The sequence below is a fragment of the Reyranella sp. genome, assembly GCF_965227665.1.
In the GTDB taxonomy this organism is placed as follows: domain Bacteria; phylum Pseudomonadota; class Alphaproteobacteria; order Reyranellales; family Reyranellaceae; genus Reyranella.
Genome location: NZ_OZ245767.1, coordinates 4,016,563 through 4,042,607 on the forward strand (window position 1 = coordinate 4,016,563; position 26,045 = coordinate 4,042,607).

Annotated in this window: 25 protein-coding genes; 9 read left to right on the forward strand and 16 right to left on the reverse strand. The window is 66.3% G+C overall.

Annotated elements, in window-relative coordinates; genetic code table 11:
• Window positions 1-29 precede the first annotated feature (29 nt).
• Both ACO07I_RS19430 and ACO07I_RS19435 read right to left on the reverse strand, forming a co-directional pair.
• Window positions 30-728 carry a hypothetical protein gene (locus ACO07I_RS19430; protein WP_422010183.1) on the reverse strand — a complete coding sequence of 233 codons (699 nt, stop codon included), beginning with the start codon at window positions 726-728 and terminating at the stop codon, window positions 30-32.
• The gene (locus ACO07I_RS19435) at window positions 728-1,453 is read right to left on the reverse strand and encodes an ABC transporter substrate-binding protein (protein WP_422010185.1); all 726 of its coding nucleotides are present in this window, start codon (window positions 1,451-1,453) and stop codon (window positions 728-730) included. The genes ACO07I_RS19430 and ACO07I_RS19435 overlap by 1 nt, the downstream gene beginning before the upstream one ends.
• 147 nt (window positions 1,454-1,600) lie before the next feature.
• Here ACO07I_RS19435 and ACO07I_RS19440 point away from each other — a divergent pair, with 147 nt between their 5' ends.
• The 3 genes from ACO07I_RS19440 to ACO07I_RS19450 are packed head-to-tail and all read left to right on the forward strand — an operon-like array spanning window position 1,601 to window position 4,721.
• Entirely contained in the window at window positions 1,601-3,136 is a 1,536-nt protein-coding gene (locus ACO07I_RS19440) for a carboxylesterase/lipase family protein (RefSeq protein WP_422010187.1), read from the forward strand.
• The gene (locus tag ACO07I_RS19445) at window positions 3,133-4,239 is read left to right on the forward strand and encodes an enolase C-terminal domain-like protein (protein WP_422010189.1); all 1,107 of its coding nucleotides are present in this window, start codon (window positions 3,133-3,135) and stop codon (window positions 4,237-4,239) included. Before ACO07I_RS19440 ends, ACO07I_RS19445 begins: the two co-directional genes overlap by 4 nt.
• 29 nt (window positions 4,240-4,268) lie before the next feature.
• Entirely contained in the window at window positions 4,269-4,721 is a 453-nt protein-coding gene (locus ACO07I_RS19450; RefSeq protein WP_422018329.1) for a YaiI/YqxD family protein, read from the forward strand.
• 15 nt (window positions 4,722-4,736) lie between these two features.
• Here the strand turns inward: ACO07I_RS19450 and ACO07I_RS19455 are convergent, their stop codons facing one another.
• Window positions 4,737-6,320 (reverse strand): ABC transporter substrate-binding protein, encoded by a 1,584-nt coding sequence (locus ACO07I_RS19455; RefSeq protein ID WP_422010191.1) that lies wholly within the window; start codon window positions 6,318-6,320, stop codon window positions 4,737-4,739.
• Window positions 6,321-6,581: 261 nt separating this feature from the next.
• On the opposite strand from ACO07I_RS19455, the gene ACO07I_RS19460 reads away from it, so the two are divergent.
• Window positions 6,582-9,947 (forward strand): AsmA family protein, encoded by a 3,366-nt coding sequence (locus ACO07I_RS19460; protein WP_422010193.1) that lies wholly within the window; start codon window positions 6,582-6,584, stop codon window positions 9,945-9,947.
• Between the two features lie 16 nt (window positions 9,948-9,963).
• Here the strand turns inward: ACO07I_RS19460 and ACO07I_RS19465 are convergent, their stop codons facing one another.
• Window positions 9,964-10,635: a DsbA family oxidoreductase gene (locus ACO07I_RS19465; protein ID WP_422010195.1), complete on the reverse strand. Its 672-nt coding sequence runs from the start codon at window positions 10,633-10,635 to the stop codon at window positions 9,964-9,966.
• 72 nt (window positions 10,636-10,707) lie between these two features.
• Between ACO07I_RS19465 and ACO07I_RS19470 the strand changes: the two genes are divergently transcribed.
• On the forward strand, window positions 10,708-11,403 hold the full coding sequence (locus ACO07I_RS19470; RefSeq protein WP_422010197.1) for an SDR family NAD(P)-dependent oxidoreductase: 696 nt from the start codon (window positions 10,708-10,710) through the stop codon (window positions 11,401-11,403).
• A gap of 13 nt (window positions 11,404-11,416) precedes the next feature.
• Here the strand turns inward: ACO07I_RS19470 and ACO07I_RS19475 are convergent, their stop codons facing one another.
• Together ACO07I_RS19475 and ACO07I_RS19480 are read right to left on the reverse strand one after the other, a co-directional pair.
• Window positions 11,417-12,232, reverse strand: a complete 816-nt coding sequence (locus tag ACO07I_RS19475; protein ID WP_422010199.1) for a MipA/OmpV family protein — start codon at window positions 12,230-12,232, stop codon at window positions 11,417-11,419.
• Window positions 12,233-12,297: 65 nt separating this feature from the next.
• Window positions 12,298-12,960, reverse strand: a complete 663-nt coding sequence (locus ACO07I_RS19480) for an HAD family hydrolase (protein ID WP_422010201.1) — start codon at window positions 12,958-12,960, stop codon at window positions 12,298-12,300.
• A gap of 49 nt (window positions 12,961-13,009) precedes the next feature.
• Between ACO07I_RS19480 and ACO07I_RS19485 the strand changes: the two genes are divergently transcribed.
• Complete coding sequence (locus tag ACO07I_RS19485) at window positions 13,010-13,360, forward strand: hypothetical protein (RefSeq protein ID WP_295138471.1); 351 nt, start codon at window positions 13,010-13,012, stop codon at window positions 13,358-13,360.
• A 34-nt stretch (window positions 13,361-13,394) separates the two neighbouring features.
• Window positions 13,395-14,690 carry an aspartate aminotransferase family protein gene (locus ACO07I_RS19490; protein WP_422010204.1) on the forward strand — a complete coding sequence of 432 codons (1,296 nt, stop codon included), beginning with the start codon at window positions 13,395-13,397 and terminating at the stop codon, window positions 14,688-14,690.
• Window positions 14,691-14,776: 86 nt separating this feature from the next.
• Here ACO07I_RS19490 and ACO07I_RS19495 read toward each other — a convergent pair whose 3' ends face one another.
• The 9 genes from ACO07I_RS19495 to ACO07I_RS19535 form a co-directional block, all read right to left on the reverse strand.
• Window positions 14,777-15,520: an extracellular solute-binding protein gene (locus ACO07I_RS19495; RefSeq protein WP_422010206.1), complete on the reverse strand. Its 744-nt coding sequence runs from the start codon at window positions 15,518-15,520 to the stop codon at window positions 14,777-14,779.
• Window positions 15,521-15,527: 7 nt separating this feature from the next.
• Window positions 15,528-16,451, reverse strand: a complete 924-nt coding sequence (locus ACO07I_RS19500) for a 2-dehydropantoate 2-reductase (protein WP_422010208.1) — start codon at window positions 16,449-16,451, stop codon at window positions 15,528-15,530.
• Window positions 16,452-16,463: 12 nt separating this feature from the next.
• Entirely contained in the window at window positions 16,464-17,009 is a 546-nt protein-coding gene (locus ACO07I_RS19505; protein WP_422010210.1) for a HutD family protein, read from the reverse strand.
• A gap of 10 nt (window positions 17,010-17,019) precedes the next feature.
• Window positions 17,020-18,081, reverse strand: a complete 1,062-nt coding sequence (locus tag ACO07I_RS19510) for a TRAP transporter substrate-binding protein (protein WP_422010212.1) — start codon at window positions 18,079-18,081, stop codon at window positions 17,020-17,022.
• A gap of 19 nt (window positions 18,082-18,100) precedes the next feature.
• Window positions 18,101-19,393, reverse strand: coding sequence for a TRAP transporter large permease (locus ACO07I_RS19515; protein ID WP_422010214.1), 1,293 nt, complete (start codon window positions 19,391-19,393; stop codon window positions 18,101-18,103).
• On the reverse strand, window positions 19,390-20,004 hold the full coding sequence (locus tag ACO07I_RS19520; RefSeq protein ID WP_422010216.1) for a TRAP transporter small permease subunit: 615 nt from the start codon (window positions 20,002-20,004) through the stop codon (window positions 19,390-19,392). The genes ACO07I_RS19515 and ACO07I_RS19520 overlap by 4 nt, the downstream gene beginning before the upstream one ends.
• A gap of 99 nt (window positions 20,005-20,103) precedes the next feature.
• Complete coding sequence (locus ACO07I_RS19525) at window positions 20,104-21,165, reverse strand: SDR family oxidoreductase (RefSeq protein WP_422010218.1); 1,062 nt, start codon at window positions 21,163-21,165, stop codon at window positions 20,104-20,106.
• 4 nt (window positions 21,166-21,169) lie between these two features.
• Window positions 21,170-22,357 carry a CaiB/BaiF CoA transferase family protein gene (locus ACO07I_RS19530; RefSeq protein ID WP_422010220.1) on the reverse strand — a complete coding sequence of 396 codons (1,188 nt, stop codon included), beginning with the start codon at window positions 22,355-22,357 and terminating at the stop codon, window positions 21,170-21,172.
• On the reverse strand, window positions 22,354-23,367 hold the full coding sequence (locus ACO07I_RS19535) for an NADP-dependent oxidoreductase (RefSeq protein WP_422010222.1): 1,014 nt from the start codon (window positions 23,365-23,367) through the stop codon (window positions 22,354-22,356). Before ACO07I_RS19535 ends, ACO07I_RS19530 begins: the two co-directional genes overlap by 4 nt.
• A 60-nt stretch (window positions 23,368-23,427) precedes the next feature.
• Here ACO07I_RS19535 and ACO07I_RS19540 point away from each other — a divergent pair, with 60 nt between their 5' ends.
• Window positions 23,428-24,564, forward strand: coding sequence for a mandelate racemase/muconate lactonizing enzyme family protein (locus ACO07I_RS19540; protein ID WP_422010224.1), 1,137 nt, complete (start codon window positions 23,428-23,430; stop codon window positions 24,562-24,564).
• On the forward strand, window positions 24,564-25,166 hold the full coding sequence (locus ACO07I_RS19545) for a YdeI/OmpD-associated family protein (RefSeq protein WP_422010226.1): 603 nt from the start codon (window positions 24,564-24,566) through the stop codon (window positions 25,164-25,166). Before ACO07I_RS19540 ends, ACO07I_RS19545 begins: the two co-directional genes overlap by 1 nt.
• 6 nt (window positions 25,167-25,172) lie before the next feature.
• Here ACO07I_RS19545 and ACO07I_RS19550 read toward each other — a convergent pair whose 3' ends face one another.
• Entirely contained in the window at window positions 25,173-26,045 is an 873-nt protein-coding gene (locus ACO07I_RS19550) for an ABC transporter permease (RefSeq protein WP_422010228.1), read from the reverse strand.

The following is a 26,045-nucleotide window of genomic DNA, read 5'->3' on the forward strand; positions in this document are numbered from 1 at the left end:
ACTTAGGCAGCGGGCCCGCGGACGAAGGCTCAATTTTCTCCGAACTGCAAGGCCTCGCGGCGCCCGGCCTGTTCGTTTGCCATCATCACCAGCCCATAGGTCACGACAACGATGAAGACGATCGTGGCGTAGAGCGTGTAGGGGTGGGTCGCCGCCGCCGCGCCTGGCGGCAGGACATGAATGACCTCGAAACCCAGTACACCAGCGCGAATGACGCGCGCGACGCCCAGGCCCACGAAGGCCAGCGCTGCCGGCAACCGGCTTTGCAGCCGGTCCCTGTGACGGCCCTGCCAGATCTCCCAGGCCGACGCCAGTCCCAGCAGACCGAGGGTCAGGGAGAAGGGAATCGAAGCGGCCTGCCGTCCCGCGCCGAGTGCGCGCAGCACGACGAAGAGCGCAAGAAAAACCAAGGCCACCGCTATGCAGGCGAGCGACAAACCGATCAGGTCTTTGAATCCGCGGTTCGCATAGCGCAGACTCAGCCACATCGCCGCAAAGCCCGCGACGATCACCATGTCGGCCGCCACGCTCAGGGCCACGTCGGCCTGCGATGTCCGGAAGCGCAGGATCAGCGCACCGAGGCTGGTGAGCAACAGGGCGGCCGTCCACGCCCGCAGCGCCGGCGCCTCGCGATGGAGATACCAGGTCAGGAACGCCGCGCCCGCGCTGCAGACGGTAACGATCCCGCCGATCAGGTAGAGCGTCTTGACGTTCAATTCGATGGCCATCAGGCGGGAGGGGCCACCGACAGGCCCTTGACCTTGTGGCGGTCGATCAAGCCCTGGACCATGCCCGACTTCTTGGCCTTTTCGACGAAGTCGGCGAGGAAGGCGGCGCCCTCGGCATTGGCCTTGGCCGTTCCGACCGCCTGCTGAACCGCGGTGAACTTGCCCTCGAGGATCTTCAGTCCCGGTGCCTTCTCGACATCCTTGAGAAGGCCGGGGCGGAGGCCGGCCAGTACCTCGAGCTTGTCCGACATGAATTTCTCATAGGCCGCGTCGAGGCCGCTCACCTGGACGAGCGTGGCATTGCGGATATTGTTCACCAGCCACAGATCGTAGGCCGAGCGGGCGGAAACGGCGATGCGCACGCCCTTCTTGTCGACGTCGGCGATCGATTTGATCGGCGAGCCTTCGGGCACCATGTAGGTCGCCTCGATCTCGACATACGCGGCGGTGAACTGGATCTTTTCGGCGCGCTGCGGCTCGGCACCGATCAGGCCGATGTCCCACACGTCCTTGCCGACCTGGTCGCCCAGTTCGCCGGGCGACTTGAAGGTGACGTACTTCACAGGCACGCCCAGAGCGGCCGCGATCTCGCGTGCCATGTCGGGTGCGACCCCGGTCGGATCGCCGCTCTCGCTGCGGCCGGTCACCAGCAGGAAGTTGGAGAGATTGATGCCGGCGCGCAGGACGCCGGTCGGGGCAAGTTGGGCTCGGACCTTGTCGTTCATCGTGCCAGTCTATGGCCAACCGGGAGCGGATGGTAGGTTGATCGCGAGGCTGTTTGCTCACGACTCCGCTGGGCGCCGGCGTGCAGAGGAAATTGTTTCGCAGCGGTCACAGCGCCGCTTCGCCCATTTCGCGCTAGAGTGCTGCTCATGAGCGCTGAAATCGTCGTCGAGACCACCGCCGGAAAGATCCGCGGCATCCGCGATCGCGGTGTCGAAGTCTTCAAGGGTATTCCGTATGCCGAGCCACCGCTCGGCGAGCTGCGCTTCCGGCCGCCGCGCAAGCCGCGTCCGTGGAGCGGAACGCGGGACGCACTCGAGTACGGCAACATGGCGGTGCAGAGTCCGAACGTCTTCGCGCTGCCCGAGGACCTGCTGCGCCTCTTCACGCTCGCAGGCCGGCAAAAGCTCGACGAGGATTGTCTCTATCTCAACGTCTGGACCTCCGGTCGCGAAGGTGCGCAACGGCCGGTCCTGTTCTGGTGTCACGGCGGCGCCTTCATCACCGGTTCGGGCTCGTCGCCGTGGTCCGACGGAGCCAACCTGTGTCGCCTGGAAGATGTCGTCGTGGTTTCGTTCAACCATCGGCTGGGGGCCCTGGGCTACCTGCATCTCGAAGACATGGCCGATGGCTTCGAGCATGCGGGCCTCGCCGGCGTGCTCGACATCGTGGCGGCCCTCGAATGGGTGCGCGACAACATCGCCCGGTTCGGTGGCGATCCCGACAACGTCACCATCTTCGGCGAATCGGGTGGCGGCGCGAAGGTGAGCGTCCTTATGGCCATGCCACCGGCCCGGGGCCTGTTCCACAAGGCGATCGTCCAGAGCGGACCGGCCGTGCAGATGGCCAACCGTGAAGACGGCTCGAAAACCGCGCGACAGATGCTGGAGCATCTCGGCCTCGAGGCCGCGAGTGCCGCCGAGTTGCGCCGTCTCCCCGCGGAGAAGATCCTGGAAGCGCAGGTCAAGGTGCTGGCGGGCGTCAGCCGCGCGGCCTTCGCCGACCGGCGCCGCCTCGGCTTCAATCCGGTGATCGACGGCACGCTGTTTCCCGGCGGCCCCTTCGCGCCCCGTGCGCCGCTCGCTTCCCTCGACGTGCCGCTGATGATCGGCAGCAACAAGGACGAGATGACCCTGTTCCTGGGGCACATGCCGTGGGTCACCGGGGCCACCTTCGACAACCTGCCCGACGCCCTGACGCCCTATCTCGGCGAGCGGGCGGCCGAGATCGTCGCCGCTTATCGCAAAGCGCAACCGAATCTGAAGCCGGACGAGATCGCCATCGCGATCGTCTCCGACCAGGGCGTCCGCGCGCCGTCGCTCCTGATGGCCGAGCGCAAGCTGGCGCAGGAGGCTGCGCCGGTGTTCGTCTATCTCTTCGCCTGGGAGACACCGGTGCTGGGCGGCCGGCTGAGGTCCTGCCACACACTGGAAATACCCTTCGTCTTTTCGAACCTCGATTCGGCGGAACTGACCGGCGACGATCCCGCGCGCCTGCCGCTCGGCGAAGCGATGAGCCGCGCGTGGATCGCGTTTGCCCGGAACGGCAATCCCAGCCATCCCGGCTTGCCGGTCTGGCCGGCCTATACGGCGGGCATGCGAGCCACCATGGTATTCGACACCGTGTGCCACCTCGACATCGACCCGCTGGGGACCGAGCGGCGGGTCTGGGAGACAAAGGAATGAAGATCACCGACGTCACCTTGACGCTGTTCGCCTGGGACGACATCCCGCCCACGACCTATGGCGCCCATACCGGCCGCTTCTCGGGCAAGAGCGCGCTGGGGCTTCTGCGACTCGTCACTGACCAGGGACTCGAGGGGCACGCCTTCCTGGGCTCGGCAATGAATCCCGCGACATCCGATGGGCAGGCCCTGATCTCCCATCTCAAGCCGGTGCTGATCGGCAAGGATCCCTTCCAGCGTGAACACCTCAATCAGGAGATCTGGAAGCGCCAGCGCTCGGCCGGCGTGCGCGCCATCGGCGCGGTCGACGTGGCGCTGTGGGACCTCGTGGGCAAGGCAATGGGGCAGCCGATCCATCGCCTGCTGGGCACCTATCGCGAGTCGGTGCCGGCCTATGCGAGCTCCGCGGTGCTGGGCTCTCCCGCCGAGTACGCGGAAGAGGCGGTGCGGTTCAAGGAATATGGCTGGGCCGCCTACAAGATCCATCCGCCGACGCGCTGGAAGGAGGACATCGCCGTCTGCGAGGCGGTGCGTCGCGCCGTCGGCGACTACACCATCATGCTCGACTCGACGTGGAGCTACGATTATCCGGCCGCCATCCGCGTCGGCCGCGCGGTAGAGGAACTCGGATTCTACTGGTACGAGGATCCGCTGGCCGACCAGGACATCTACAACTACACCAAGCTGAAGCAGCAGCTCTCGATTCCGATCATGGCCACGGAGTATCCGCAGACCGGCCTCGATTCATACCAGCCTTGGATCATGGAAAAGGCCACCGATTACCTGCGCGGCGACGTCGCGGTGAAGGGCGGCATCACCACGCTGGTGAAGACCGCGCATCTCGCCGAGGCCTTCCGCATGAATTACGAGGTCCACCACGGCGGCAATTCGCTGAACAACGTGGCGAACCTCCATGTCATCGCCGCGATTCGCAACACCGAGTTCTTCGAGGTGCTGTTGCCCGACGGCGCGCAGAAGTATGGGCTCGTGCACGACATCACCGTCGGACGCGATGGGCTGGTGCATGTGCCGAACGAACCGGGCCTCGGGGCGGCGATCGATTTCGCCCTGATCGAGCGCAAGAAGATCGCGGTCCTGAGCTGAACCCGGGAAACGACGCGGAGGAGGCTGGAATCGACATCTATATCGACGCCGATGCCTGCCCGGTGAAGGCCGAGGTCTACCGCGTGGCGGAGCGTTACGGGCTCAAGGTCTTCGTCGTGGCAAACGCCTATATCAACGTGCCGCGTGATCCACGCATCGAACGCGTGGTGGTGAGCGACGGGTTCGACGCGGCCGACGACTGGATCGCCGAGCGGGCCGGGCCCGACGACATCGTCATCACGTCCGATATCCCGCTCGCCGATCGCAGCTTGAAGAAGGGCGCGTCGGTGATCGGCTCCAACGGCGTGCCGTTCACCGCCTCGTCGATCGGCATGGCGATGGCCAGCCGAGAACTCATGTCCAATCTCCGGGCGATGGGCGAGATCACGGGCGGGCCGAAACCGATGGCGCCGCGCGACCGTTCACGCTTCCTGTCGGCGCTCGACGAGGCGGTTCAGAAGGTCCGACGGCGCCGCTCCTAGAGCCCGGCCGAGCCGTTAGCGACGCTCTATCCACACGTCTTCGAACCGCAAGCCGTTGGACGCGCCGATGGTCTGTGGTGCGAATCCGTGCACGTGAGGCTGCCAGCAGGTAGCGGCGCGCCTCCACGCCAGGGGCAACCGCACACCGTCCGCCAGAAGCCTGGCGTCGATGTCCCAAGCAAGCTGGCGACGCTTTTCGAAGTCGAGTTCCCGGGATTGGACCTCGAAAAGTCGTTCGATCTCCGGATTGCAATAGCGGCTGTAGTTGCGCTCCGAGCGGCAGGAGAAGGATTCGTAAAACACCTGGTCGGGATCGTCGATGCCATTGCCGGTCGTCTCGATAGCAAGCGCGTAGTCGCTGCGTTGCAGGCGGGAGTACCACTGTGTGGTCTCGACGACGTCGATCGCCGGTTCGATGTAGATCTCCCGAAGTTGCCTGGAGAGCATCGTCACCGGGTTTCGATAGGGCGAGACGGCGCGGGTCAATATCCTGATCTGCAGCGACTTGTCCGGCCCGAAGCCGGCCGACCGCATCAACGCGCGCGCTTCTTCGCGGTTCTTCCCGGGATCGTTTCCATAGCCGGGAACCTCGGCCAGCATCTCTGTCGGCATGCCCCATCGTCCCTCCGGGTACAGGTGTCCGCCGATCAGGCCGCTGCCGCTGTCCAGGGAAGCCACGAATTCCGGACGATCCAGCGCCAGCGTGAGCGCGCGCCGGATGTCAGGACTATCGAAGGGCGCGGCATCGCGGTTCAGCAGCAGGTTGGTGTTTATGTTCATCGTCGTCGCCTCGCACACCACGCGCGTCGACTGGCGCCTGACGTCGCGCAGTTGCGTGATCGAGACTTCGCCCGGAAACGTCATGTCGTAGCGGCCGGCAACGAAGCTCAGCAGCGCCGCCGAGCGGCTGGCGACCACCGAGAATTCGATACCGTCGAGATAGGGCCGGCCGGCCTTCCAGTAGGTGGGATTGCGCTTCAGCCGGATGCGATCGAACTTGTCGAAGGCGTCGAGCACGAACGGCCCTGTGCCGACCGGCTTCAGGCGCATCTGCGCCAGCGGGACGTGGCAGGGATAGATTGGCGTCAGGCCCGATGCCAGCATGGCCAACAGCGACGGTTGCGGCCGGTTGAGGTGGATCGTCACGTCATGGTCGGTCTTCGACCGGACGAACTTGACGTTGCCGAACCAGGCGCCGCGTGGATTGCGGCGCAGCGGATTGCGAGCCCGATTGGTCAGCAGGTTGAAGGTGCACTCGACATCGCTCGACGTGAACGGCATCCCGTCGTGCCACTTCACGCCGCGGCGCAACGTGAAGGACAGCTCTGTCCTGTCCTCGTTCCACGACCAGGATTCGGCCAGGTCCGGAACGATGGACTGATCGCTGTTCTGCGGTACCGCCGGATCGAACATGACGAGGTTGTTGAAGATCGGCATGAAGGCCACGACGGTCGCGGCATTGCCCTCTTCGAGGATCGAGGCGGTGGTCGGCGTTTCGCGCTGGAAGAGGCGAAGTATGCCGCCGCTGCGCTGCGCGAGCGCGGCGTCGCCCCAGCACAACAGCAGGACAAGCGAGCCGATCAGCAATCTCGTACGCATCGCCACACCCTTACGCATGCCGTGACCGGCGATCACAGGCTTGTCTCAAGCCCGACGGGTTCGCAGGCCGGCGGCAGGTTCATGCGGCAGACTAGGCACGCGGCGCCCCTCGCGGAAGGTGTCGGCCGGACATGATACAAGGAATACAATTGCCGCCGGCCACCTTGGAATAGCCCCAAAGCCGGACCTCAAATAGACTGTCACGGCACCTCCAGCGCCTTGCGGCGTTCATGGGCACGAGGCGTTCACGAATAGATGGCAATGCAGAAGCGAACCTGGATCCGGACCGGACTGGCCGTCGCGGCGTTTTCTGCGCTGGTGGCGCTTGCCGGCCTCGCGGCGCCGTCTCTACTGAACATCGACCAGTACAAGCCGGCGATGATCGCGGCCGTGAAGGAGGCGACCGGCCGCGAACTCGTGATCGAGGGGCCGCTCAAGCTCACGGTCTTTCCGACCTTGCGCATCAGCGCCCGGCAGGTCCATTTCGCCAATGCGGTCGGTGCCAAGGGCGCCCAGATGGTGGATGTGCGCTGGGTCGGCATCACCCCGTCCTTCTGGGCCCTTCTGCAGGGGCGCATCGAGGTCGGGCGACTGACGCTGTTCAGGCCCACCCTCGTCCTGGAGACCGATGCCGAGGGGCGGCCGAACTGGGAGTTCCATCCCGGCGCCGGCGCCGCCCAGCCGGCTGGCGCGCCGAGCAGCGGCCTCCATCTGGCGATCGGCACCCTCAAGATCCGGGAAGGCACGCTCAGCTACACCAATCCGAAGACCGGCCAGACGCTGAAGGCCGAGAACCTGGAGGCGCTGGCCTCCGTCGGATCTTTCCAGGGGCCGTTCGACTTCGACGCCACGGCGACCGTCAACGGTGTCCCGCTGTCGCTGATGGCGAAGGTCGGCACCCCGAGCGACAAGGGCAGCGACATGTCCTTCAAGCTCAAGGTCCATAGCGGCACGCTGAACTTCGACGGCCATGTCAGCCGGATTGCGGTCGACGCCGACGTGAAGGGCAAAGTTTCCCTCGCCACCGGCGGCCTGACCGATTTCATCGCCAGCCTGGTGCGCGCCGGCGGTCAGGAACCGCCCGCCTTCGACGCCTCGGTGATCGGGTCTTTTGCCTTCGACGGCGACATCGACCTCACGGCCGAGAAGCTGGCGCTCACCGACTTCAAGATGTCGATCGGCACGGAGAGCGTGTCGGGAAGCGTGACGCTGGTCACGGGCGCGAACCCCTCGCTCGAGAGCCGGCTGTCGCTGCCGAAGGTCGATGCCGAGAAGTGGCTCGCCCTGCTGTCCAACCCCGAAGCCTTTCGGCCGAAGACGCCCGCCGCCGCCAAGCCGGCAGCCGCCGTCCCCACGACGACCGCGCCCGGCGCGCCTGCCGCCGCACCTGCCGCCGCGGCGAAACCGCCGGCCGCTCCCGCCAAGGCTGCCGCGGCACCGGCCAGCGCTTCGCTGTCGCCGTTTCCGCCGGCCTTCACCGTGCTGATGTCGATCGACGCGAAGGAAGTCGTCTATCGCAGGGGGACGGCCCGTGACGTGGCGCTTGCCCTGGAAATCCGCAATGGCGTGATCGCCGTGCCGCGCCTGAGCGCGACGCTGCCGGGTGACATGGTCGTCAACGCCAATACCGTTGCCGCTCCGGCGGTCCCCGCGACGCCGGCGGCCCCCGCAACGCCGGCAGCCAAGCCCGCTGCCGGCCCTTCCGTCCAGTCCGCCGGGGCGTTCAGCCTGGTGGGGCCGCGGCTGCGCGAGACGCTGGCGTGGCTGGAGATCGACACGTCGGGCGTGCCAGCCGACAAGCTCCAGGCCCTGTCGATCGAGGGCAAGGTCGCATCGACGGCGAACAGCCTGCAGATTTCCGATCTGCTGATGGACCTGGACGGCCAGCGCGCGACCGGTAGCGGCAGCATCACCTTCGGCCTGCCGCTCACGGTGGCGACCTCGGTCCAGCTCGACAGTTTCGACCTCGATGCCTACATGCCGAGACCGCGGGAGCCGTCCGCCCCGGCGGTGCCGTCCGCTGCGACGCCTGCGACTCCGGCCGTCCCTCCGGCTGCCGCAACGCCCGACGCGACGCTGCCCATCCTCGGGCTCAAGGCCAAGGTGGCCAAGCTGGTGTTCCGCGGCGGAACATTGAACGGGATCGACGCGGACCTCGCCGTGCAGGGCAATCTCCTCAAGGTGAACGGCCTCAAGGTGGCGGAACTCCTGGGCGCCAGGTTCGATCTCAAGGGCCAGGTCGCGGACTTCGGCACCGCCCCGCGCTTCGACCTCACCTTCAACGCGACGATGCCCGATACCGACAAGCTGCTGGTCTATGCGGGCATGCCCAAGTTCCTGAACGGTAAGCTCGGCGCCTCGACGGCCGGCGGCAGCGTCGCCGGAACCATGGATACGCTGGCCTTGCGCAACGCCTCGGTCACCGCCGCCGGGGCGACCGCACGCGCCAGCGGCTCGCTGGTCCTCGGCGAAAAATTCGCCTTCGATTTTTCGAGCTTCGCCGTGCAGACGCAGGATGCGAGCGGGCTGGTATCGGTAGCCACCGGGAGGTCCCAGACCGGTCTGGGCGGGCTGGTGGCCGAGGGGGCGTTCAAGGGCAACGACCACAAAGCGTCGTTCGACGGAAACCTGACGGCACTCGGCACGCAGATGTCGGGACGGATCGATGCCACGCTGGGAACGAGGCCCAATTTCGTGGCCAATCTTCGCATCCCTGGCACGCTCGATCTCGACGACTGGCTGGGCACCGCCGACGGGCCCGCACCTGCCGCGCCCACACCCGCAATTCCCGCCGCCCCGGGCGGCGCGGGCGCCGAGGCCGTTCCGCTGCCGTCGAAGGGGCCGCGAGCGGCGACAGGCAAGGAGATCGACCTCTCGGGCCTGCGTGCCTTCGACGCGACGCTGAACCTGGAGACGAGCGCGATCGAGTTCGGATCCCTCAAGGTGACCTATGCGGACATGGACGCGACGCTGCGTAACGGCGTCGTCAAGGTGTCCAAGCTCACCGGCCAGTTCTACAGCGGCGCCGTCGATTTCGCGGGTACCGTCGATGCCTCGAAGGATACGATGACGGTCGACGTGGCCGGAACGCTGCAAGGCATCTATGTCGGCGAGATGCTGCGCGGCGCGGCCGGCCAGAATGTCTTCGGCAACGAGCACCTGATGGTGGCGGTCGACGGCAAGATCAATGTCATGAAGATCGCCCTCCAGGGTCAGGGCAACTCGCCCGAGCAGATCCGCAATTCCCTGACGGGCCAGGGCCACCTCTCGGGCGTGATCTATCCGTCCGTCGCCGGCGGGTCGCTGGGCTTCGCCTCTTTCGCCACCGGCCTCGGCAGCATCTTCAGCACGGAGATGGGATTCAACTCCGCGGTCATCTCAGGCTTCATCAACGCGCAGAGCACGATCGAGGGCGATATCACGCTCTCGAATGGCGAGATCAACCTGCAGAACCACGCGCTGAAAGGTCCGAATGCGACGGCGCGAATCAACAGCCGCACCAGCCTGACGGCAGCCACGACCGAGACCACCATTGCCCTCGACGCGGGTTCCAATGGGGCGACGGACTATGTGATGACGGTGAGCGGTCCGGTCTCCTCGCCGACCATGAGCGTCCGCGGCAAGTGACGAACGGGCGCCCGTCCTAAGCCGCCCGCTCCTTCAGGATTTCCCAGGCGCGGCGGAACGTGTGCGCCATCTCCTCGGCGGGCACGGCGCCGGAGAAGAGCACATGGCCCTGCAGCGCGAAGCTCGGCACCCCCTGGATACCAGCGTTGCGTGCCATCTGGTCCGCGGCCAGCACTTCGCGCCGGCCTTCGTCGCCGGCCAGCATCGCGAGCACCTCGGCCCGGTCGAGCCCGGCTTCGGCCGCCACGTCCGCCAGAATCTTCGAATCGCCGATATCGGCGCCCTTGCAGAAATAGCTGTCGAACAGTTCCTCGACGACCGCGTCCTGCACGCCGCGCTGACCGGCAAAGCGGATCAGGCGATGGGCGTTCACCGTGTTGGGCGTACGCACGATGCGGTCGAGATGAAACTCGAGGCCGACCGTCGCGGCGGTTTCGGTGATGCGCTGGTCGAGCTGCCGCGAGCGTTCGAGGCTGCCGAACTTGGAGATGCGGTAGCTGGTCCGCTCAACGCCCTCGGCGGGCATCTCGGGATTGAGCTGGAAGGGATGCCAGGCGACGGCGACGCGGCAATGGTGCGCGGCAAGAAGATCGAGGGCACGTTCGAGCTGGCGCTTGCCGATGTAGCACCAGGGGCAGATCACGTCGGAGATGACGTCGATGCGGCCGGTCGGTTGGACCTGGTCCATGGCTGGTTTCCTTCCCTATTGTGCGAAAGCCTATACCTGCCGGAAATCTCCGGCAACGAGAGGAGCCCGCCCATGCCGAAATACCGCTCCGCCCTGATCGTCGGGACCGGTCCCGGCCTCAGCGCCTCGCTGGCGCGCCTGTTCGCGCGGAACGGCCTGTCGGTGGCCCTGGCGGCCCGGCAGACCGACAAGCTCGCGGCCCTTGCGCAAGAGACAGGGGCATCGGTTCATGCCTGCAACGCCGCGGCCGAGACGGATGTGACGGCGCTGTTCGAGATGCTGGATGCAGCCGGCCGGACGCCCGATGTCGTCGTCTACAATGCCAGCAACCGGGTGCGCGGCGCGCTGGTCGATCTGGCCCCGGACGATGTGAGACGGGCCATCGACATCAGCGCCTTCGGCGCGTTCCTGGTATCGCAGCAGGCGGTGAAGCGCATGCTGCCCAGGGGAGAAGGCGCGGTTCTCCTGTCAGGGGCGACGGCGGGCGTGAAAGGCTTCGCGCTGTCGGCGACCTTCGCCATGGGCAAGTTCGCGCTGCGCGGCCTCGCGCAATCGATGGCGCGCGAACTCTCGCCCAAGGGCATTCATGTGGCCCACTTCGTGATCGACGGGGGGATCCGCAGCGCTACCCGGCCGGTGCCCGACGACAGGCCCGACAGCCTGCTCGATCCCGACGCCATCGCCGAGACCTACTGGCATGTGATGAACCAGCACCGCAGCGCCTGGAGCTGGGAGGTCGAGGTGCGGCCCTGGGTCGAGACGTTCTAGCGGCGCCGGCGCGTCACCAGGAGAAGCGCCAGGTGAGGGCCGCGCCCGTGACAAACTGGTTCCGCGACCCGCCCGGTCCGGTGACGATCGGGGAATTGGCGACCGTGTCGGCAAGGTAGTTGTAGCTGCCGAAGGCGACGAAACTCAGCCGGTCGTGGATGCGCCAGAGGGCGCTCGCCCCGACGCCGACGCTGCGAAGGCCGGCGCCGGGATAGTATTGCGAATAGCCCGAGTTGATCGACTGCAGGGCGTCGATGCCGAAATAGGCCTGGTTGAAGGTGCCATCGGTCACCGAGAGGCGGGGGCCACCGGACAGAAACACGCTGTCGGTGAGCCGCAGCTTGCCATCGACCAGCGCGTCGAAGATCAGGCCGTTGCTGCCGCCGATGCCGCGTCGCAATTCCACCTTGGCGGAAATGAAGGGCTGATCGAAGCGCAGGAAGGCGCCGCCTTCGATGGTGAAGGGCACGTTGCCCGTGCCGTAGAGGTAGCCGCCATCGCCCTGGTTGCGCGGAAAGCGGTAGCGGAAGATCGGGCCCGCCTTGAAACCCGAGACATCCAGCAGGGTGGCACCGATGCCGTCGCGCGCCGAGATGAAGAGCTTGTCGCGCTGGTAGCGCAGGTCGAGGTTGGGGATCGGCAGCACGCGATAGTTGGCGCTGCCCTCGAACCACGGCGCCAGCACCACGCCGGGTCCGATATCGAACGTCCAGTCCTTCGGCGGCGGACCCGCGGGCTCGCTGCCGATGCTGGTAGGCTGGGCGGAGGCTGTTCCCGCTTGCACCGTGACGAGGGCGAGGCAGGTCGCGAGGAGACGGGACAAACGCACAGGGCAACTCCGCTGTTGACCCTGTTTTACGTGCCCGGCTGATTACCGGATCACTGCATGTGAAATTAAAGCGCCTTTTCGAGCATCAGCCGCGCCGCGTGCAGGTCGTCGAACACGCGCAGGCACTTGGCGCGGACTTCCGGCAGCGGCGGAAGGATGTCCGGCACCATGAACGCCATGGTGCCCGCGGCATGCGCCGCGGTGAGGCCGACGTTCGAATCCTCGAAGGCGATGCAGCGTTCCGGCGCCACGCCCAGGCGACGGGCGGCTTCGAGATAGACATCGGGGGCGGGCTTGGCGTTCTCGACATCGTCGCGTGTTGCCACGGCGGCGAAGCGGTCGATGAGACCGGCGCGCCCGAGATGACGCTCCGCGGTGACGCGACCGGATCCGGTGGCGACCGCGAGGCGCAGGCCGCGGCCCGCCAGGAAGTCGAGCATCTCGACGACGCCGGGCTTGACCGGGAGATGGCTCTCCAGCCGCCGCTTGGCGTGGCCCGAGAAGCGCTCGCGAAAATGATCGATTCGGAAGTTCGACCCATAGAAATTCTGGATCATGACATCGCATTCGCGGCCCGAGATGCCGATCATCGAATGACAGAATGCCAGGCTCATCTCGATCTCGAGGTCCCGCGCCGCGTCCTGCAGCGCATCGATGTAGACGGCCTCGGTGTCGATCAGCAGACCGTCCATGTCGAAAAGGACGGCTTCAACGGGTTTCTTCAGCATGCTTTCGTTCTAAGCTGTGTCGCCAAGAGAGCAAGGGAGAGAAAAATTCATGCGTATCCATAACCTGTATGTCGACGCCGACGGCGAGACCCACTTCCGCGACATCGAGATCGAGTGGAAGAACGAGGGCCGCGGCGGCAAGACCTCGGCCACCCTGCCGGCGACCGGTATCATCTTTCGCGAGACTCCCGGCACCTATGACTACGAATGGCATCCCGCGCCGCGCCGGCAGTACATCATCAACCTCGATGCCGGCGTCTCCATCCAGGCCAGCGACGGCGAGACGCGCATCATCGGTGCCGGCGAGGTGATATTGGTCGAGGACACGCACGGCAAAGGTCATTTCTCGAAGGCGATCAACGGCCAGCTCCGGCACTCGATCTTCGTTCCCATCGAATAGTTCCACCAAGCGTTTCAAGCGTAGAGAGGCATCCATGAACGTCCAGACTCCCCCCAATCTCCTTGGCGATCCCACCAACGAGCTGATCGAGCAGGCACGCCGCGTGCTGCCGGGCGGCAGCTTCGGCAACCTGCCGGCCGAGGTGATCCTCAAGGAGGGCAAGGGCGGCCACATCTACGACGAGGCCGGCAAGGAGTATGTCGACTTCCTTCTGGGTTCCGGTCCGATGTTCATCGGCCATGCCCACCCCGACGTCACCGCCGCGGTGCAGGCACAGGTGCCGCTGGGCACGACCTTCTTCGGCAACAACCGCCACGGCATCGCGCTCGCCGAGGCGATCGTGGAGGCCGTGCCCTGCGCCGAGCAGGTGCGCTTCGTCTGCTCCGGGACCGAGGCCGATCTCTATGCGATGCGGGCCGCCCGCGCCTTCCGCAAGCGCGACAAGATCCTGAAGTTCGAGGGCGGCTATCACGGCATGAGCGACTATGCGCTGGTGTCGCTGGCGCCCAAGAGCCCCGGCAATTTCCCGCGCGGCTCCATCGATTCGGCGGGCATTCCGAAGTCGGTCGCCGACGAGATGGTGGTCGCGGCCTTCAACGACATCGACATGGTCCGGAGCCTGATCGAGGAGCAGAAGGACGAGCTGGCCGGCGTCATCGTCGAGCCGTTCCAGCGCCTGATCCCGCCGAAGCCCGGCTTCCTGCAGGCGCTTCGCGAGGTGACGGCCGAGCACGGCATCCCGCTGATCTTCGACGAAGTCGTGACCGGCTTCCGCTTCGCCTATGGCGGCGCCCAGGAATATTACGGCGTCACGCCCGATCTCTGCACCCTGGGCAAGATCGTGGGCGGCGGCTTCGCGCTGGCGGCCATCGCCGGCCGCGCCGACATCATGAAGCACTTCGATCGCCTCGCGATGACCGACGAGGACTTCATCTTCCAGGTCGGCACGCTCTCGGGCAATCCGGTGGCTGCCGTCGCCGGCCTCGCCACGCTCGACGTGCTGAAGCGCCCGGGCACCTACGAGGGCGTCTTCGCCAACGGCCGCAAGCTGATGGACGCGCTGTCGGAACTGATCAGGAAGCATGGCTTCAAGGCGCAGGTGATCGGCGAGCCGCCGCTGTTCGACATCATCTTCACCGACCAGCCGATCAAGGACTATCGCGACACGCTGAAGGCCGACACCGCGATCCTGAAGCGCTTCAACCAGGCCCTGCGCGCCCGCGGCATCATGAAGGGCGACAGCAAGTACTATGTCAGCGTGGCGCACACCCAGGCCGACATCGATCACACGATCCGTGCCTGGGAAGAGGCGTTCCAGGAGATCAAGTGAATCCGGCGTGATCGACGTCTGAACTGAGAATTCTTTTCCTCCCCCGTTTTGACGGGGGAGGGGAGCTTGAGGTGGATGGCCGTACCCTACGGACTGTCGAGACCCTTAGACTTCAGGATCTTGCCGTTCTCGGGATTGGCCAGCGCCAGCAGGAGCGCGTCGGCGGCGGTACGGTTCCGGGAGCCAACGGACACGCCACCGGAATAGATCGTGTAGTTCTGCAGCATCAGCGGGATTGGGCCGACGAACTGCACGCCCGGTACGCCCATCAGCTCGCTGCTCTGCTGGAGCGCGACGTCGGCCTTGCCGGTGACGATCTGCTCGGCGGCCAGGCCACCCTGGACCAGCACGCTCTTCGACTTGAGCTGGTCGGCGATCCCCATCTGCTGGAAAAGCTGGGCAACGTAGATGCCGCTCGACCCGCCCGAGGCAGGGTCGACATAGGCGACGGCGTGGGCCGCCAGCAGCGCCTTCTTGAAGCCGTCGGGTTCGGAAATATCGGGCACCGGCGCGCCCTGCTTGATCGCCATGCCGACGCCGGCGCGGGCCAGTTCCTTGGCGCTGCTTTCGTCGATCCGATTACCCAGGAACTGGGCCATCGGGATGGGCGGGATAACGACCACGTCGAAATATTCGCCGGCAGCGACGCGCTTCTGCAGGGCGCCGGTCGTGCCGCTGTCGATCGTCACCTTGTGGCCGGTCTTTTTCTCGAAGTCGGCGACGATCTCGAGGGCCGCCGACTTGTAGGCGCCGGCGGTCAGGAGCTTGAGGTCGGCGGCCGAGGCGCCGCCTGCGGCGAGGGCGAACAGAAGGACGAGCAGGACGCGCATGGTTTCCTCAGGCTGGCGTGCCCATGATGTAGGGCTTCAGCGCAGCATACATCAGCGCGTGCGTCGGTGTCGGGACATTGTGCTTCCTGCCCAGCGCCACGACCTTGCCCGACAGCCAGGGCAGCTCGATGCGGTTGCCGCGCAGCAGGTCGACCGCCATCGACGCCATCAAGTGCGGCGGGGCATTGCGGTTGAAGTCCAGCGTACGCTCGACGATGTCGGCGGGCAGGGGGACGCCCAGGGCCTGTCCGACAGCCGCCACTTCCTCATAGGCGGCGCGGAACATCGCGTTGATATCGGCGTCGTCGCGCAGCTTGCCGACCGGAAGGCGCGTCAGCGCCATGACGCCGGCATTGGAGGCCAGCAGGACGAACTTGATCCAGAGGTCGGTCAGGATGGCCTCGCTCAAAACGCCGTCGATGCCGGCCTTCTTGCACATCTCGGCCAGGGCCACGGCGCGGGCGCTGCGGCTGCCGTCCGGCTCGCCAAACACCATGCGCATGACCGTGCCGGTCTGGCGGATCAGGCCGGGCTCGGCGATGGTCGCGCTGATGTTGGCGACGCCCGGCATGACCGCACGGGGGCCCAGGATCGGGATCAGCCGCTCATGGGCGTCGACGCCGTTCTGAAGGGTGATGACGGCGGTGTCGGGCCCCACCATCGGCTTGATCGCCGTGCCGACACTCTCCACGTCCCACAGTTTCACGCAGAACAGCACATAGTCCACCGGCCCGACCTCGGCCGGATGCTCGGTGGCCTGTGTGGGCTGCAGATGGGTGTTGCCGCGCACGCTCTGGACGCGGAGGCCGTCTTTCTTCATCGCCGCGAGATGGGGGCCGCGGGCGATGAAGGTGACGTCGGCGCCGGCATGCGCGAGCGCCGCGCCATATCCGCCTCCGACGCCGCCGGCGCCGACAACCGCGATCCTCATCGAGCCCGTCTCCTATGCCGCCACAATGCTGCCGACGAGCAGGCAGCCGACCTGGCCGCTGAGCTCTGTCGGCCGCGTGATGTCCAACCGCAGCGCATGATCAGACGCGAGTTCGTAAGACTCGTCCTGCACTGTCACCGTCGCATCGCCATGAGGGCTGTACGCAATGTGCGTCCCGGGCTGCAGGAGGAGCGTCCGGTCCTCGTCGAGCACGGCGATGTCGACCTTCACCCGGGCTCGGGCGCCGATCAGGTTGACCACTTCGACCGGTCCCGCCTCGAGTCGGCTCACGATCGGCGTCTCGCCGGTGAAACGGACGGGCCGGAACGGCTGGCGCACATCGATCTCGCCTTTCGGCGTTTCCAGGACCAACCCGCTTCCTGAGACCAGGACCTGGACACGGTCGAAGCCCGTGTAGTCGGAGAACGGGCCCGGCAGAACGATCGGCGTGCGGCCGAACCGCCAGACATCGCCCGAGAAGGCGATGTCGACGGTCGTGCCGCCGCCGTTCTTCCACGGCGTGCGAAGGTAGTTCGCGGGGGTCAGCAGGGTGATCACGGTTGGCCCGTTACGGTGCCAGCGTGATGTTCACCGTCTTGCCGACCGTGTCGTTCCAGGTCTTGACGCACTCCGGGCCGCAGCGCTTGGCGAAGGACGGTAGGATCGCCTTGGTGAGCGCGTCCTTGCGCAGCGCCTCGTCGGCGGAGGTGACGGGCACCAGCTTCATGTTGGCGGGGGCGCCTTCGCTGCACGGGCCGGTGCCGGTGTTGCAGTTGATGCCGGTCTGGGTCTCGGTCCGCGCCTGCTCGAAGATCGACTTTTCGAGCTTGTTCAGTTCGGTCTGCAGGAAGGCCTGGACCTTGGGATCGAGCGAGTTCCACCACTTCAGGTTCGCGAGCTGCGCGGCCACGCCGAAATTGACCGGCATGGGCGAAATGAACTTCGCCGCCTCGTGCCACTTCGACTTGTAGCCCGACAGCGCGCCAGTGATCGCGCAATCGACGACGCCGCTGGCCAGCGCCGGCTGGACCTCCGCGAAGGCGATGTTGAGCGGCGAGGCGCCGATGTGCGTGACGAAGGCCTGCTGCGACGCGCCCGACGCGCGGATCTTGCGGCCCTTCAGGTCGGCGATCGTGACGAAGGCGTCGCGGCAGTAGAGGACCTGCGCCTGGTAGGAGCCGAAGCCCAGCAGCTTGATGCCGTGCTTCTCCTCGAGGAACTTGGCATAGGCCGGACGGATCGCGTCGATGACCTTCTCGAGTTCCTCGACGGAGCCGACGAGGCCCACCAGGTCGGCGGCTTCGTTCATCGGCACTTCGCCGGAATTGTAGTTCAGCACGGTGGTGGCGAACTGCAGCGTGCCGCTGGAGACCAGGCGGAAGATCTCGGCGCCCTTGAAGCCGAGCTCGGTGAAGGGCTTGACCTGCACCTTGATCGCGCCGCCCGATTCCTTCGGCACGGTCACCGTCCAGAAGGGGACTTCGCGGCTGGTGTACATCGACAGGCCGCCGATGCTGCCCACCACGTTGAATGAGGTCGAGGGCAGGGCCGGCGGTGTCTGTGCCACGGCGCTGCCGAAGGCGAACGAGCCGGCCAGAGCCGCCGCCGCGACGAGTTGCTTCAGGAACATGAAATCCTCCTTTGAGAGATCAGGCCTTGAGAAGGGCCGGCAGCCACAGGGCCAGTTGGGGAAAGGCAATCAGGATCGCGATCATGACGAGCATCATCGCCACGAAGGGCAGCGCACCGATGCAGAGGTCGGAGAAGGCGCCGGTGCGCCGCACCGCCTGCACGACATAGAGATTGAGTCCGACCGGCGGGGTGATCAGGGCGGCCTCCATCAGGATGACGAAGACGATGCCCCACCAGACAGGGCTGTAGCCCAGCGCCACGATCACGGGGACCACCACCGGCGTGGTGGCGATCATCATGGACAGTGTCTCCATGAAGCAGCCCAGGATCAGGTAGAACACGACGATGGCGATCAGCATGCCAAGCGGCGAGAGACCCAGCTCCAGCACCGAGTCGGTGATGGCCTTGACCAGGCCGATCGACACCATGACGAAATTGAGGAAGAAGGCCGCGATCACGATCAGCATGACCATGCAGGTCGTGCGCACGGTGCCCTCGAAGGCCCGCAGCAGCACCGGCACGGTGAGCTGGCCATTCGCCGCGACCAGGCCGAGCGTGGCCATCAGGCCGAGCGCCGCTGCTTCGGTTGGCGTGGCGATGCCGGCATAGATCGACCCCACGACGACGAGGAACAGGCCGAGCGGCGGCAGCAGGTTCTTCAGGCCGGAGATTCGTTCCTGCCAGAGGTTCGCCGTATCGCGCCTGGGGCCGGCCCATTGCGGGCGGAACAGGCAGAGCGCCAGCACCATCAGCGAGAACAGGCCCGCCAGCATGAAGCCGGGAATGAACCCCGCCGCATACAGGTCGGCGACGGACGTATCCGTCAGCACGGCATAGATGATCATGTTGATCGACGGCGGGATCAGGATGCCGAGGGTCCCGCCGGCAGCGATCGACCCCAGGAACAGCGGCCGGTTGTAGCCACCCTTGTCCATGTTGGGGATGGCGACCGTGCCGATGGTCGCGGCCGTGGCCACCGAGGAACCCGAAGTTGCCGCGAAGATCGCACTGGCCGCAATGTTGGTGTGGATGAGCCGGCCGGGGATGCGCGCAAACCAGGGTGCCAGGGCAGCGAACAGGCGCTCGCTCATGCCGGACCGGTGCATCAGCTCGCCCATCATGATGAACATGGGCGCGGCGATCAGGATGAAGTCGTTCGACGAGTTCCAGGCCAGCTCGCCGATCGCGCCGGTCATCGGAAAGAAGGCGTAGCGCTCCGACAGGACATAGGCCATCAGGCCGAGCGCGACGGCGACCGGCAGGCTGATGCCCACCAGGACGACGAGCAGCGAAAATGCTGTGCCGATCATCGCGGCGTCCCCTTCTCGGGAGGCGCCTGCTCGACGCCGGCCTGGCTGATCTCCTCGTTGACGCGCAGGCTGCCGATCAGGGCGTCGAAGCCCGGGCCGTCGCCGGCCAGCAGGCGCAGCACGGCCTGGATGGGCAGCAGCACGGCCACACAGGCGAACCAGAAGATGCCGACCCACCAGACCGATTGCGGCAGCGCCATCGGCGTCTGCAGGGCCGACACCGACTTGGCGTTCATCGCCATGGATTGCGCGAGCGTACCCCAGCAGAACCAGGCGAGGGCGACGGCCAGCAGCGCCATCGACAGGGCGGCGAGCAGGTCGAAGGCCACGCGGACGGATCTGGGAAAGGCATCGAGCAGGATGTCGACGCGAATATGCGTCTTGGAGGTGGTGGCAAAGCCGAGCCCGAGGCCGATGCAGGCGGCCAGCGCGTAGCCCGAGACTTCGAAACTCTCGACCATGCCGCGCTTGAAGAGGTAGCGGGTGATGACGTCGATGGTGATGAGGCCGCTGCAGCCGACGAGGATGATGGCGCCGCCCACCCAGGCGAGAATACGCGAAATACGCTGCGGCCACGGTTCGGGCGGCAGGAGGCTGGACGACTCACTCATCTACGACTTTGCTCCCCCTGATTGACGGCGCCCCCGCAGCCGTCACACCCGAAGCAATGTCCGGGCCTTCACCCTTGTAGTCTGTCGTTTGGCCACCCGCTAGGGCACGATCTTCTCCTTCCGGAAGCGCGTCAGCAGGCGTTCGAACATGGCCTCGCTGTCGACCACCTCGTGGAAGCCGTGCAGGCGGCTCTTGGTGACGTCGGACATCACGTCCCAGTCCGAGCCGAATACATAGTCGGCGAATGGCCAGGCGACGAGCTGACCGAACTCGAACTTCTTCAGCTTGTACTTGCTGGTCATTTCCGTCCACAGATCCGCCTTGTCGGCCATCTGCTGGGTCAGGTTGATCGTCTGCAGCTCGCCCACCGGCATGTCGAAGACCCGGGCGATGCGCGGCCAGACGTTGCACCAGCGGAAATAGTCGCCGTTGGTGATGTTGTAGGCCTGGTTGGTGGCACGCTTCTCGGTGGCGGCCCACAGCGCCGCACTGGCGAAGTGGGAGGACTCGGTCACCTGGTAGATCGTGCCGTAGGCGCCCGGCTTGCCGGGGAAGCGCAGCGGCAGGCCGAGTTCCTTCGAGATCGCGGCATAGACGGCGATGGCCGGCATGATGCTCATGGCCGTGCCGGGCGCGAAGCCGCAGAGGGTCTGGGGCCTGAGCTCTGTCCAGTTCCAGCGCTTGCCGCGCTGGAAGCCGGTCAGCCAGTCGATCTCGTCGAAGTAGAAATCGGGCGGCATGTGCCGCGGATCGGTCTCGCGCATCGGCGTCTTCAGCGGTCCGAGATGCGTGCCGTAGTACTTCGTGCCGGTGACCAGCACGACGCGCTGCAGGCTCTTGGACGCCTTGGCGATGGCGGTGACCGAGTTCACCAGCATGTCGCGGTTGGGCGCGATCACCGAGGCGTAGCCCGCCGCGTTGCCGGTGCCGGGCTGGAAGGCGGCGTAGAAGACATGCGTGACGTCGCGCAGGTCGTTAAGTTTCACCGCCACGTCGCCGGGGTCCAGCAGGTCGACGGAGACGTGCCGGTAGCGCGGCCCGTTCCTCTCCGGCCGGCGGGACAGCCCCACGACCTGCCAGTCGCCCTCGGCCACCAGCCGCTCGACGATGTAACGTCCGATGACGCCCAGCGCGCCGACGACGACGGCTTTCTTTTGCATGGCTCTACCTCGTTGCGGCGACGGTGCCATTGGCGATCAGGGCGTCGATCTCGGCCGCCCCGTAGCCGTGCTCCTCCAGAATGGTGCGGCTGTGCTGGCCGGGCACCGGTGCCTCCGCGCGCGCCGTGCCGGGGGCGGGCGGCAGCATGCCGGGCAGGGCGGGTACCGGCACCTTCTGCGGCATGCCGGCCTGTTCGAGCCAGTGGATCAGGCCGGTTTCTTTTACATGCGGCTGTTCGAGGAAGTCGGCGTAGCTGTTCAGCCGCTCGTGCATCAGCTTTGCCTCGGTGAGCTTGTCGCTCCAGTGCGCCGAGGTCTTCGCCTCGATCATCGGCCGCACGATCGCATAGAGCGCCGCTTCGTTGGCGAGACGCGCCGCCGGCGTGGCGAAGCGTTCCTCGTGCGCCAGCGCAGGGACGTCCATCAGGGCGCAGAGGCTTTGCCAGTCGCGATCCTTGAGGGCGAGGATCGACATCCAGCCATCGGCGGTCCTGAACACGCCACCGGGCACACCGCCCGGCTTCATCGTGCCGCCTTCGAGATGGCAGGCCATGAGGCGGATCGACTGCAGGGCCGTCGCCGACTGCATCAGGCTGACGTCGATGTAGCGCCCTTTCGCTTCGTCGCGCCGCGCGTAGAGCGCCGCGCTCACGGCCTGGAAGGCGTAGAGCGCGGTCGACATGTCGACCACGATCACCGGCACGCGATGGGGAATCCCGTCCTCGCCGCGATTCTCCGCCATCATGCCGGTATAGGCCTGCAGCACTGGGTCCATCGCCGGCCGCTCAGCGAGCGGTCCGGTCTGGCCGAAGCCCGAGATCGACACGTAGAGGAGGCGTGGCACGCGCGCCGACACCGCTTCATAGTTGAAGCCCAGCCGCTTGATCACGCCTGGCCGAAAGCCTTCGAGAAAGACGTCGGCGTCCTGCAGCATGCGCCACACGACGTCATTGCCGGCCTCGCTCTTGAGGTCGACCGAGAGGCTGCGCTTGCCCATGTTGCCGATGATCGAGAAGGCACTGTGGCTGCCGTAGTGGACGCCGAGCGTGCGCGCCCAGTCGCCCTCGCCGATGCCCTCGACCTTGATTACCTCGGCGCCGTGCTGGGCCAGCAGCATGGCGCAATAGGGGCCGGCAATGCCCTGGCTCAAGTCGACGACCTTGAGGCCGGCGAAGGGCGCGTCGTAGCTCATGCCAGCTTGACCAGCATCTTGCCGAAGTTCTCGCCGCGCAGCAGGCCGATGAAGGCGCGTGGCGCCTTGTCGATGCCCTCGACGATGTCCTCGCGGTACTTCAGCCGGCCGTCGCGGATCCATTCGCCCATCTGGCGCATCGCGGGGCCGTAATGCTGCGCGAAGTCGGTGACGATGAAGCCGCGCGCCATCACGCGCTTTCCGACGAAGGTGCCGAGCAGGCGCGGTCCCATCGAGGCGCCGGTCGCGTTGTACTGCGAGATCGAGCCGCACAGCGCGACCCTGCCGAAGAAGTTGATGTTGCGCAGGACGGCGTCGGTGATCTCGCCGCCGACATTGTCGAAATAGACGTCGGGCCCGTTGGGGCAGGCGGCGCGCAGCGCGGCATCGAGGTCCTTTTCGGCCTTGTAGTCGATGCAGGCATCGAAGCCGAGCTCGTCCTTCACGAAGGCGCACTTCTTGGTGCCACCGGCGATGCCGACGACCCGGCAGCCCATGATCTTCGCGATCTGGCCCACGACCTGGCCGACCGCGCCGGAGGCCGCCGATACGACGACCGTCTCGCCGGGCTTGGGCTGGCCGACATGCAGCAGGCCGAAATAGGCGGTCATGCCGGGCATGCCCAGCACCCCGTTGGCGGTCGAGATCGGCGCCAGCGAGGGATCGACCTTGCGCAGGGCCGGCCCACCGCCGATCGCATATTCCTGCCAGCCGAGGCGATCCTCGACGATGTCGCCCACCTTGAAGTCGGGATTCTGCGAGGCCACGACCTCGCCCACCGTGCCGCCGGTCATCACTTCGCCGAGCCCGACGGGCGAGGCGTAGGAGGCGGCGTCGCGCATGCGGCCGCGCTGGTAGGGATCGAGCGAAAGATAGTGCACCTTCACCAGCACCTCGCCGTGGCGCGGCTCGGGCACCGGCGCCTCCTCGACCCGGAAGTCGGTTTCGGCGGGCTCGCCCGGCGGACGGCGTACGAGGACGACGCGGCGGTGCGTTTTGGGGATGGTCATGAGCGGTTGCCTCCGATTTGCTTTGGGCCCCACCATAGCGCGGGATTTGCAGGAGCTGCCATGCCGACGATCCGCCGTCTTTCGTTCATCGGACTTGAATATGCCTTCGCGCCGGAGAAGGCCTACGGCATGTCGCGCGGCGGCGGCTTCCGTCGCCAGGGCGGGCTGGTCGAGGTCGAGACCGACCAGGGCGTGACGGGAATCGGCGAGGCCTTCGGCAATCCGCTGGTGACGCGGGAATATTTCCGCATGCTCGAGCCGATGTTCGTCGGTCGCAGCGTCTTCGACTTCGACCATGTCGAGGCGAAGGTGCGCAATGCGATTTATCACCTGGGCGTGGGCAACCAGCTCACGTCCTGTCTCGCGGGAATCAACGTGGCGCTGTGGGACGCGATGGCACGCGGCTTCGGCGTGCGGGTCTGCGACCTGATTGGCGGCTGCGGCGCGACGCGCTTTCCCGCCTATGCCTCGACCGGCTTCTTCTCCGACGACCCCGACCGCCAGCTCGAACACATGATGGCGGAGGCGGCGGCGCATCCCTATGCCGGCGCCAAGATCAAGATCGGCCGGGGCATCAAGAGTGACGTCGAGAGGGTGAAGCTTGCCCGCGAAGCGTTGGGACCCGACAAGTTGCTCCTGGTCGACATCAACGGCGCCTATACGGTCGACGTGGCGCTGGAATGCGCCCGGGCGATCGAGTCCTTCGACATCCACTGGATGGAGGAGCCGCTGCCGCCGGGCGATTTCCGCGGCTATGCCGAACTGCGGGCGCGCTCGCCGATCGCGCTGGCGGCCGGTGAGGCGCACCACACGGTTCGCGACTTCCGCGCATTGATCGACGGGCGCTGCATCGACATCGTTCAGCCCTCGCTTCCCGGCGTCGGCGGCATTACCGAGGCCAAGCGCATCGTGGCGCTGGCGCACGCACAGAACCTGCGGGTGGCGCCGCATGTCTGGGGCGGCGCGGTGGGGCTGGCGACCGCCTGCCACTTCCTCGCGGCGCTGCCGGCGACGCCGCATACCGACCATCCGCCGCATCCCTCGATGCTGGAGTACGACATGAGCGACAACGCGCTGCGCACCAAGCTGCTCAAGGCGCCGCTCAAGCTCGAAGCCGGGCACATCCTGCTGCCGGAGGGGCCAGGCCTCGGCATCGAGCTCGATCGGGATGCCGTCGAACGCTACCGGGTGTGCTGATGCCGCCGGTCAAGGTCGACCCGGACAAGGTCCGCCTTTTCGAAGATGCGGAGAGCTTCTACGCCTGGCTCGGGAAGCATCACGACAAGGAAGACGAACTCTGGATCAGGATCTTCAAGATCAAATCGGGGATGAAGTCGATCACGAACAAGGAAGCCATCGACGCTGTTCTCTGCTGGGGCTGGATCGACGGCATCTGCAAGGGCCTCGACGACAAGAGCTTCCTGCAGCGCTATACGCCGCGCCGGCCCAGGAGCATCTGGAGTCAGGTCAACGTCGACAACGTCTCCCGCTTGATCGACGAAGGGCGCATGACGGTGCACGGGCTGAAACAGGTGGAGGCCGCGAAGAAGGACGGGCGATGGGAGCGCGCCTATCGAACCAAGGGCTCGACGATTCCCGACGATCTGCAGGCCGCCATCGACACCGAGCCCGAGGCTAAGGCGATGCTGGCCAGGCTCAATGCCCAGAACCGCTTCGCGCTCGCCTTCCAACTCAACAACATGAAGACCGAGGCGGGGCGAAAGAGGAAGATCGTGACCTTCGTCGAGATGCTGAAGCGCGGCGAGACGCTCTATCCGCAGGCAAGAAAGAAAGCCTAGGAACCGCTAGCGCAACGTCGGGTCGAGCCGGTCGCGCAGCCAGTCGCCCAGAAGGCTGATCGACAGCGTCGTCAGCACGATCGTCGCGGCCGGGGCCAGCATGATCCACGGCGCGTGGCTGATGTACTCGCGGCCATAGCCCACCATGTTGCCCAGCGACGCGAGCGGCGGCTGGACGCCGAGGCCGAGGAACGACAGGCCGCTCTCCAGCAGGATGATTTCGGGGAAGGTGAGCGTCATCGACACGATCAGGGTCGAGGCGATGTTGGGCAGGATGTGCAGGCCGTAGATGCGGGCCGGGCTCGCGCCGAGCTGGCGGATCGCGGCAGCATAGCCCTGCTCATTGGCGGCCAGGGTGAGGCCGCGGGCGATGCGGGCGTAGCGCTCCCAGGAATGGAAGCCCATCAGCGCGATGAACAGCGGCAGGCTGTTGCCGAGGAAGGCCAAGACCGCCAGCGCGATGATCATGAACGGCATGCTGGCCTGGAAATCGATGGCCATCAGCACTATCTGCTCGACGGCCTTGCGGAAGTGCGCGGCAAGGAAGCCCAATGCCGTGCCGAGCGTCGCCGCGATGATCGTGCCGAAAAAGGCGATCAGCAGGCTCATGCGAATCGACATGATGAGCCGCGAGAGCACGTCGCGGCCGAGCTCGTCGGTGCCCAGGAGATGGGCCCAGGTGCCGCCCATCAGGACCGGCGGCGCCAGGCGCGCCTTGAGGTCGAGAGCGGTGATGGAATAGGGCACGAGGAAATCGGCGCCCAGCGCCGTCACGACCATCAGCGCGAGCCAGACGAGCGCCAGGGTCACGCCGAGTGGCAGGGAGAGGAGGCGGCGACGACGGATGGCAGGAGCGGGGGCGGCTTCGACGATGGCCAT

Coding starts and splice junctions, on each gene's coding strand:
- ACO07I_RS19430 (WP_422010183.1), bottom strand. CDS start 728: ATGGCCATCGAATTGAACGTCAAGACGCTCTACCTGATCGGCGGGATC.
- ACO07I_RS19435 (WP_422010185.1), bottom strand. CDS start 1,453: ATGAACGACAAGGTCCGAGCCCAACTTGCCCCGACCGGCGTCCTGCGC.
- ACO07I_RS19440 (WP_422010187.1), top strand. CDS start 1,601: ATGAGCGCTGAAATCGTCGTCGAGACCACCGCCGGAAAGATCCGCGGC.
- ACO07I_RS19445 (WP_422010189.1), top strand. CDS start 3,133: ATGAAGATCACCGACGTCACCTTGACGCTGTTCGCCTGGGACGACATC.
- ACO07I_RS19455 (WP_422010191.1), bottom strand. CDS start 6,320: ATGCGTACGAGATTGCTGATCGGCTCGCTTGTCCTGCTGTTGTGCTGG.
- ACO07I_RS19460 (WP_422010193.1), top strand. CDS start 6,582: ATGCAGAAGCGAACCTGGATCCGGACCGGACTGGCCGTCGCGGCGTTT.
- ACO07I_RS19465 (WP_422010195.1), bottom strand. CDS start 10,635: ATGGACCAGGTCCAACCGACCGGCCGCATCGACGTCATCTCCGACGTG.
- ACO07I_RS19470 (WP_422010197.1), top strand. CDS start 10,708: ATGCCGAAATACCGCTCCGCCCTGATCGTCGGGACCGGTCCCGGCCTC.
- ACO07I_RS19480 (WP_422010201.1), bottom strand. CDS start 12,960: ATGCTGAAGAAACCCGTTGAAGCCGTCCTTTTCGACATGGACGGTCTG.
- ACO07I_RS19485 (WP_295138471.1), top strand. CDS start 13,010: ATGCGTATCCATAACCTGTATGTCGACGCCGACGGCGAGACCCACTTC.
- ACO07I_RS19490 (WP_422010204.1), top strand. CDS start 13,395: ATGAACGTCCAGACTCCCCCCAATCTCCTTGGCGATCCCACCAACGAG.
- ACO07I_RS19495 (WP_422010206.1), bottom strand. CDS start 15,520: ATGCGCGTCCTGCTCGTCCTTCTGTTCGCCCTCGCCGCAGGCGGCGCC.
- ACO07I_RS19500 (WP_422010208.1), bottom strand. CDS start 16,451: ATGAGGATCGCGGTTGTCGGCGCCGGCGGCGTCGGAGGCGGATATGGC.
- ACO07I_RS19510 (WP_422010212.1), bottom strand. CDS start 18,081: ATGTTCCTGAAGCAACTCGTCGCGGCGGCGGCTCTGGCCGGCTCGTTC.
- ACO07I_RS19515 (WP_422010214.1), bottom strand. CDS start 19,393: ATGATCGGCACAGCATTTTCGCTGCTCGTCGTCCTGGTGGGCATCAGC.
- ACO07I_RS19520 (WP_422010216.1), bottom strand. CDS start 20,004: ATGAGTGAGTCGTCCAGCCTCCTGCCGCCCGAACCGTGGCCGCAGCGT.
- ACO07I_RS19525 (WP_422010218.1), bottom strand. CDS start 21,165: ATGCAAAAGAAAGCCGTCGTCGTCGGCGCGCTGGGCGTCATCGGACGT.
- ACO07I_RS19530 (WP_422010220.1), bottom strand. CDS start 22,357: ATGAGCTACGACGCGCCCTTCGCCGGCCTCAAGGTCGTCGACTTGAGC.
- ACO07I_RS19535 (WP_422010222.1), bottom strand. CDS start 23,367: ATGACCATCCCCAAAACGCACCGCCGCGTCGTCCTCGTACGCCGTCCG.
- ACO07I_RS19540 (WP_422010224.1), top strand. CDS start 23,428: ATGCCGACGATCCGCCGTCTTTCGTTCATCGGACTTGAATATGCCTTC.
- ACO07I_RS19545 (WP_422010226.1), top strand. CDS start 24,564: ATGCCGCCGGTCAAGGTCGACCCGGACAAGGTCCGCCTTTTCGAAGAT.
- ACO07I_RS19550 (WP_422010228.1), bottom strand. CDS start 26,045: ATGGCCATCGTCGAAGCCGCCCCCGCTCCTGCCATCCGTCGTCGCCGC.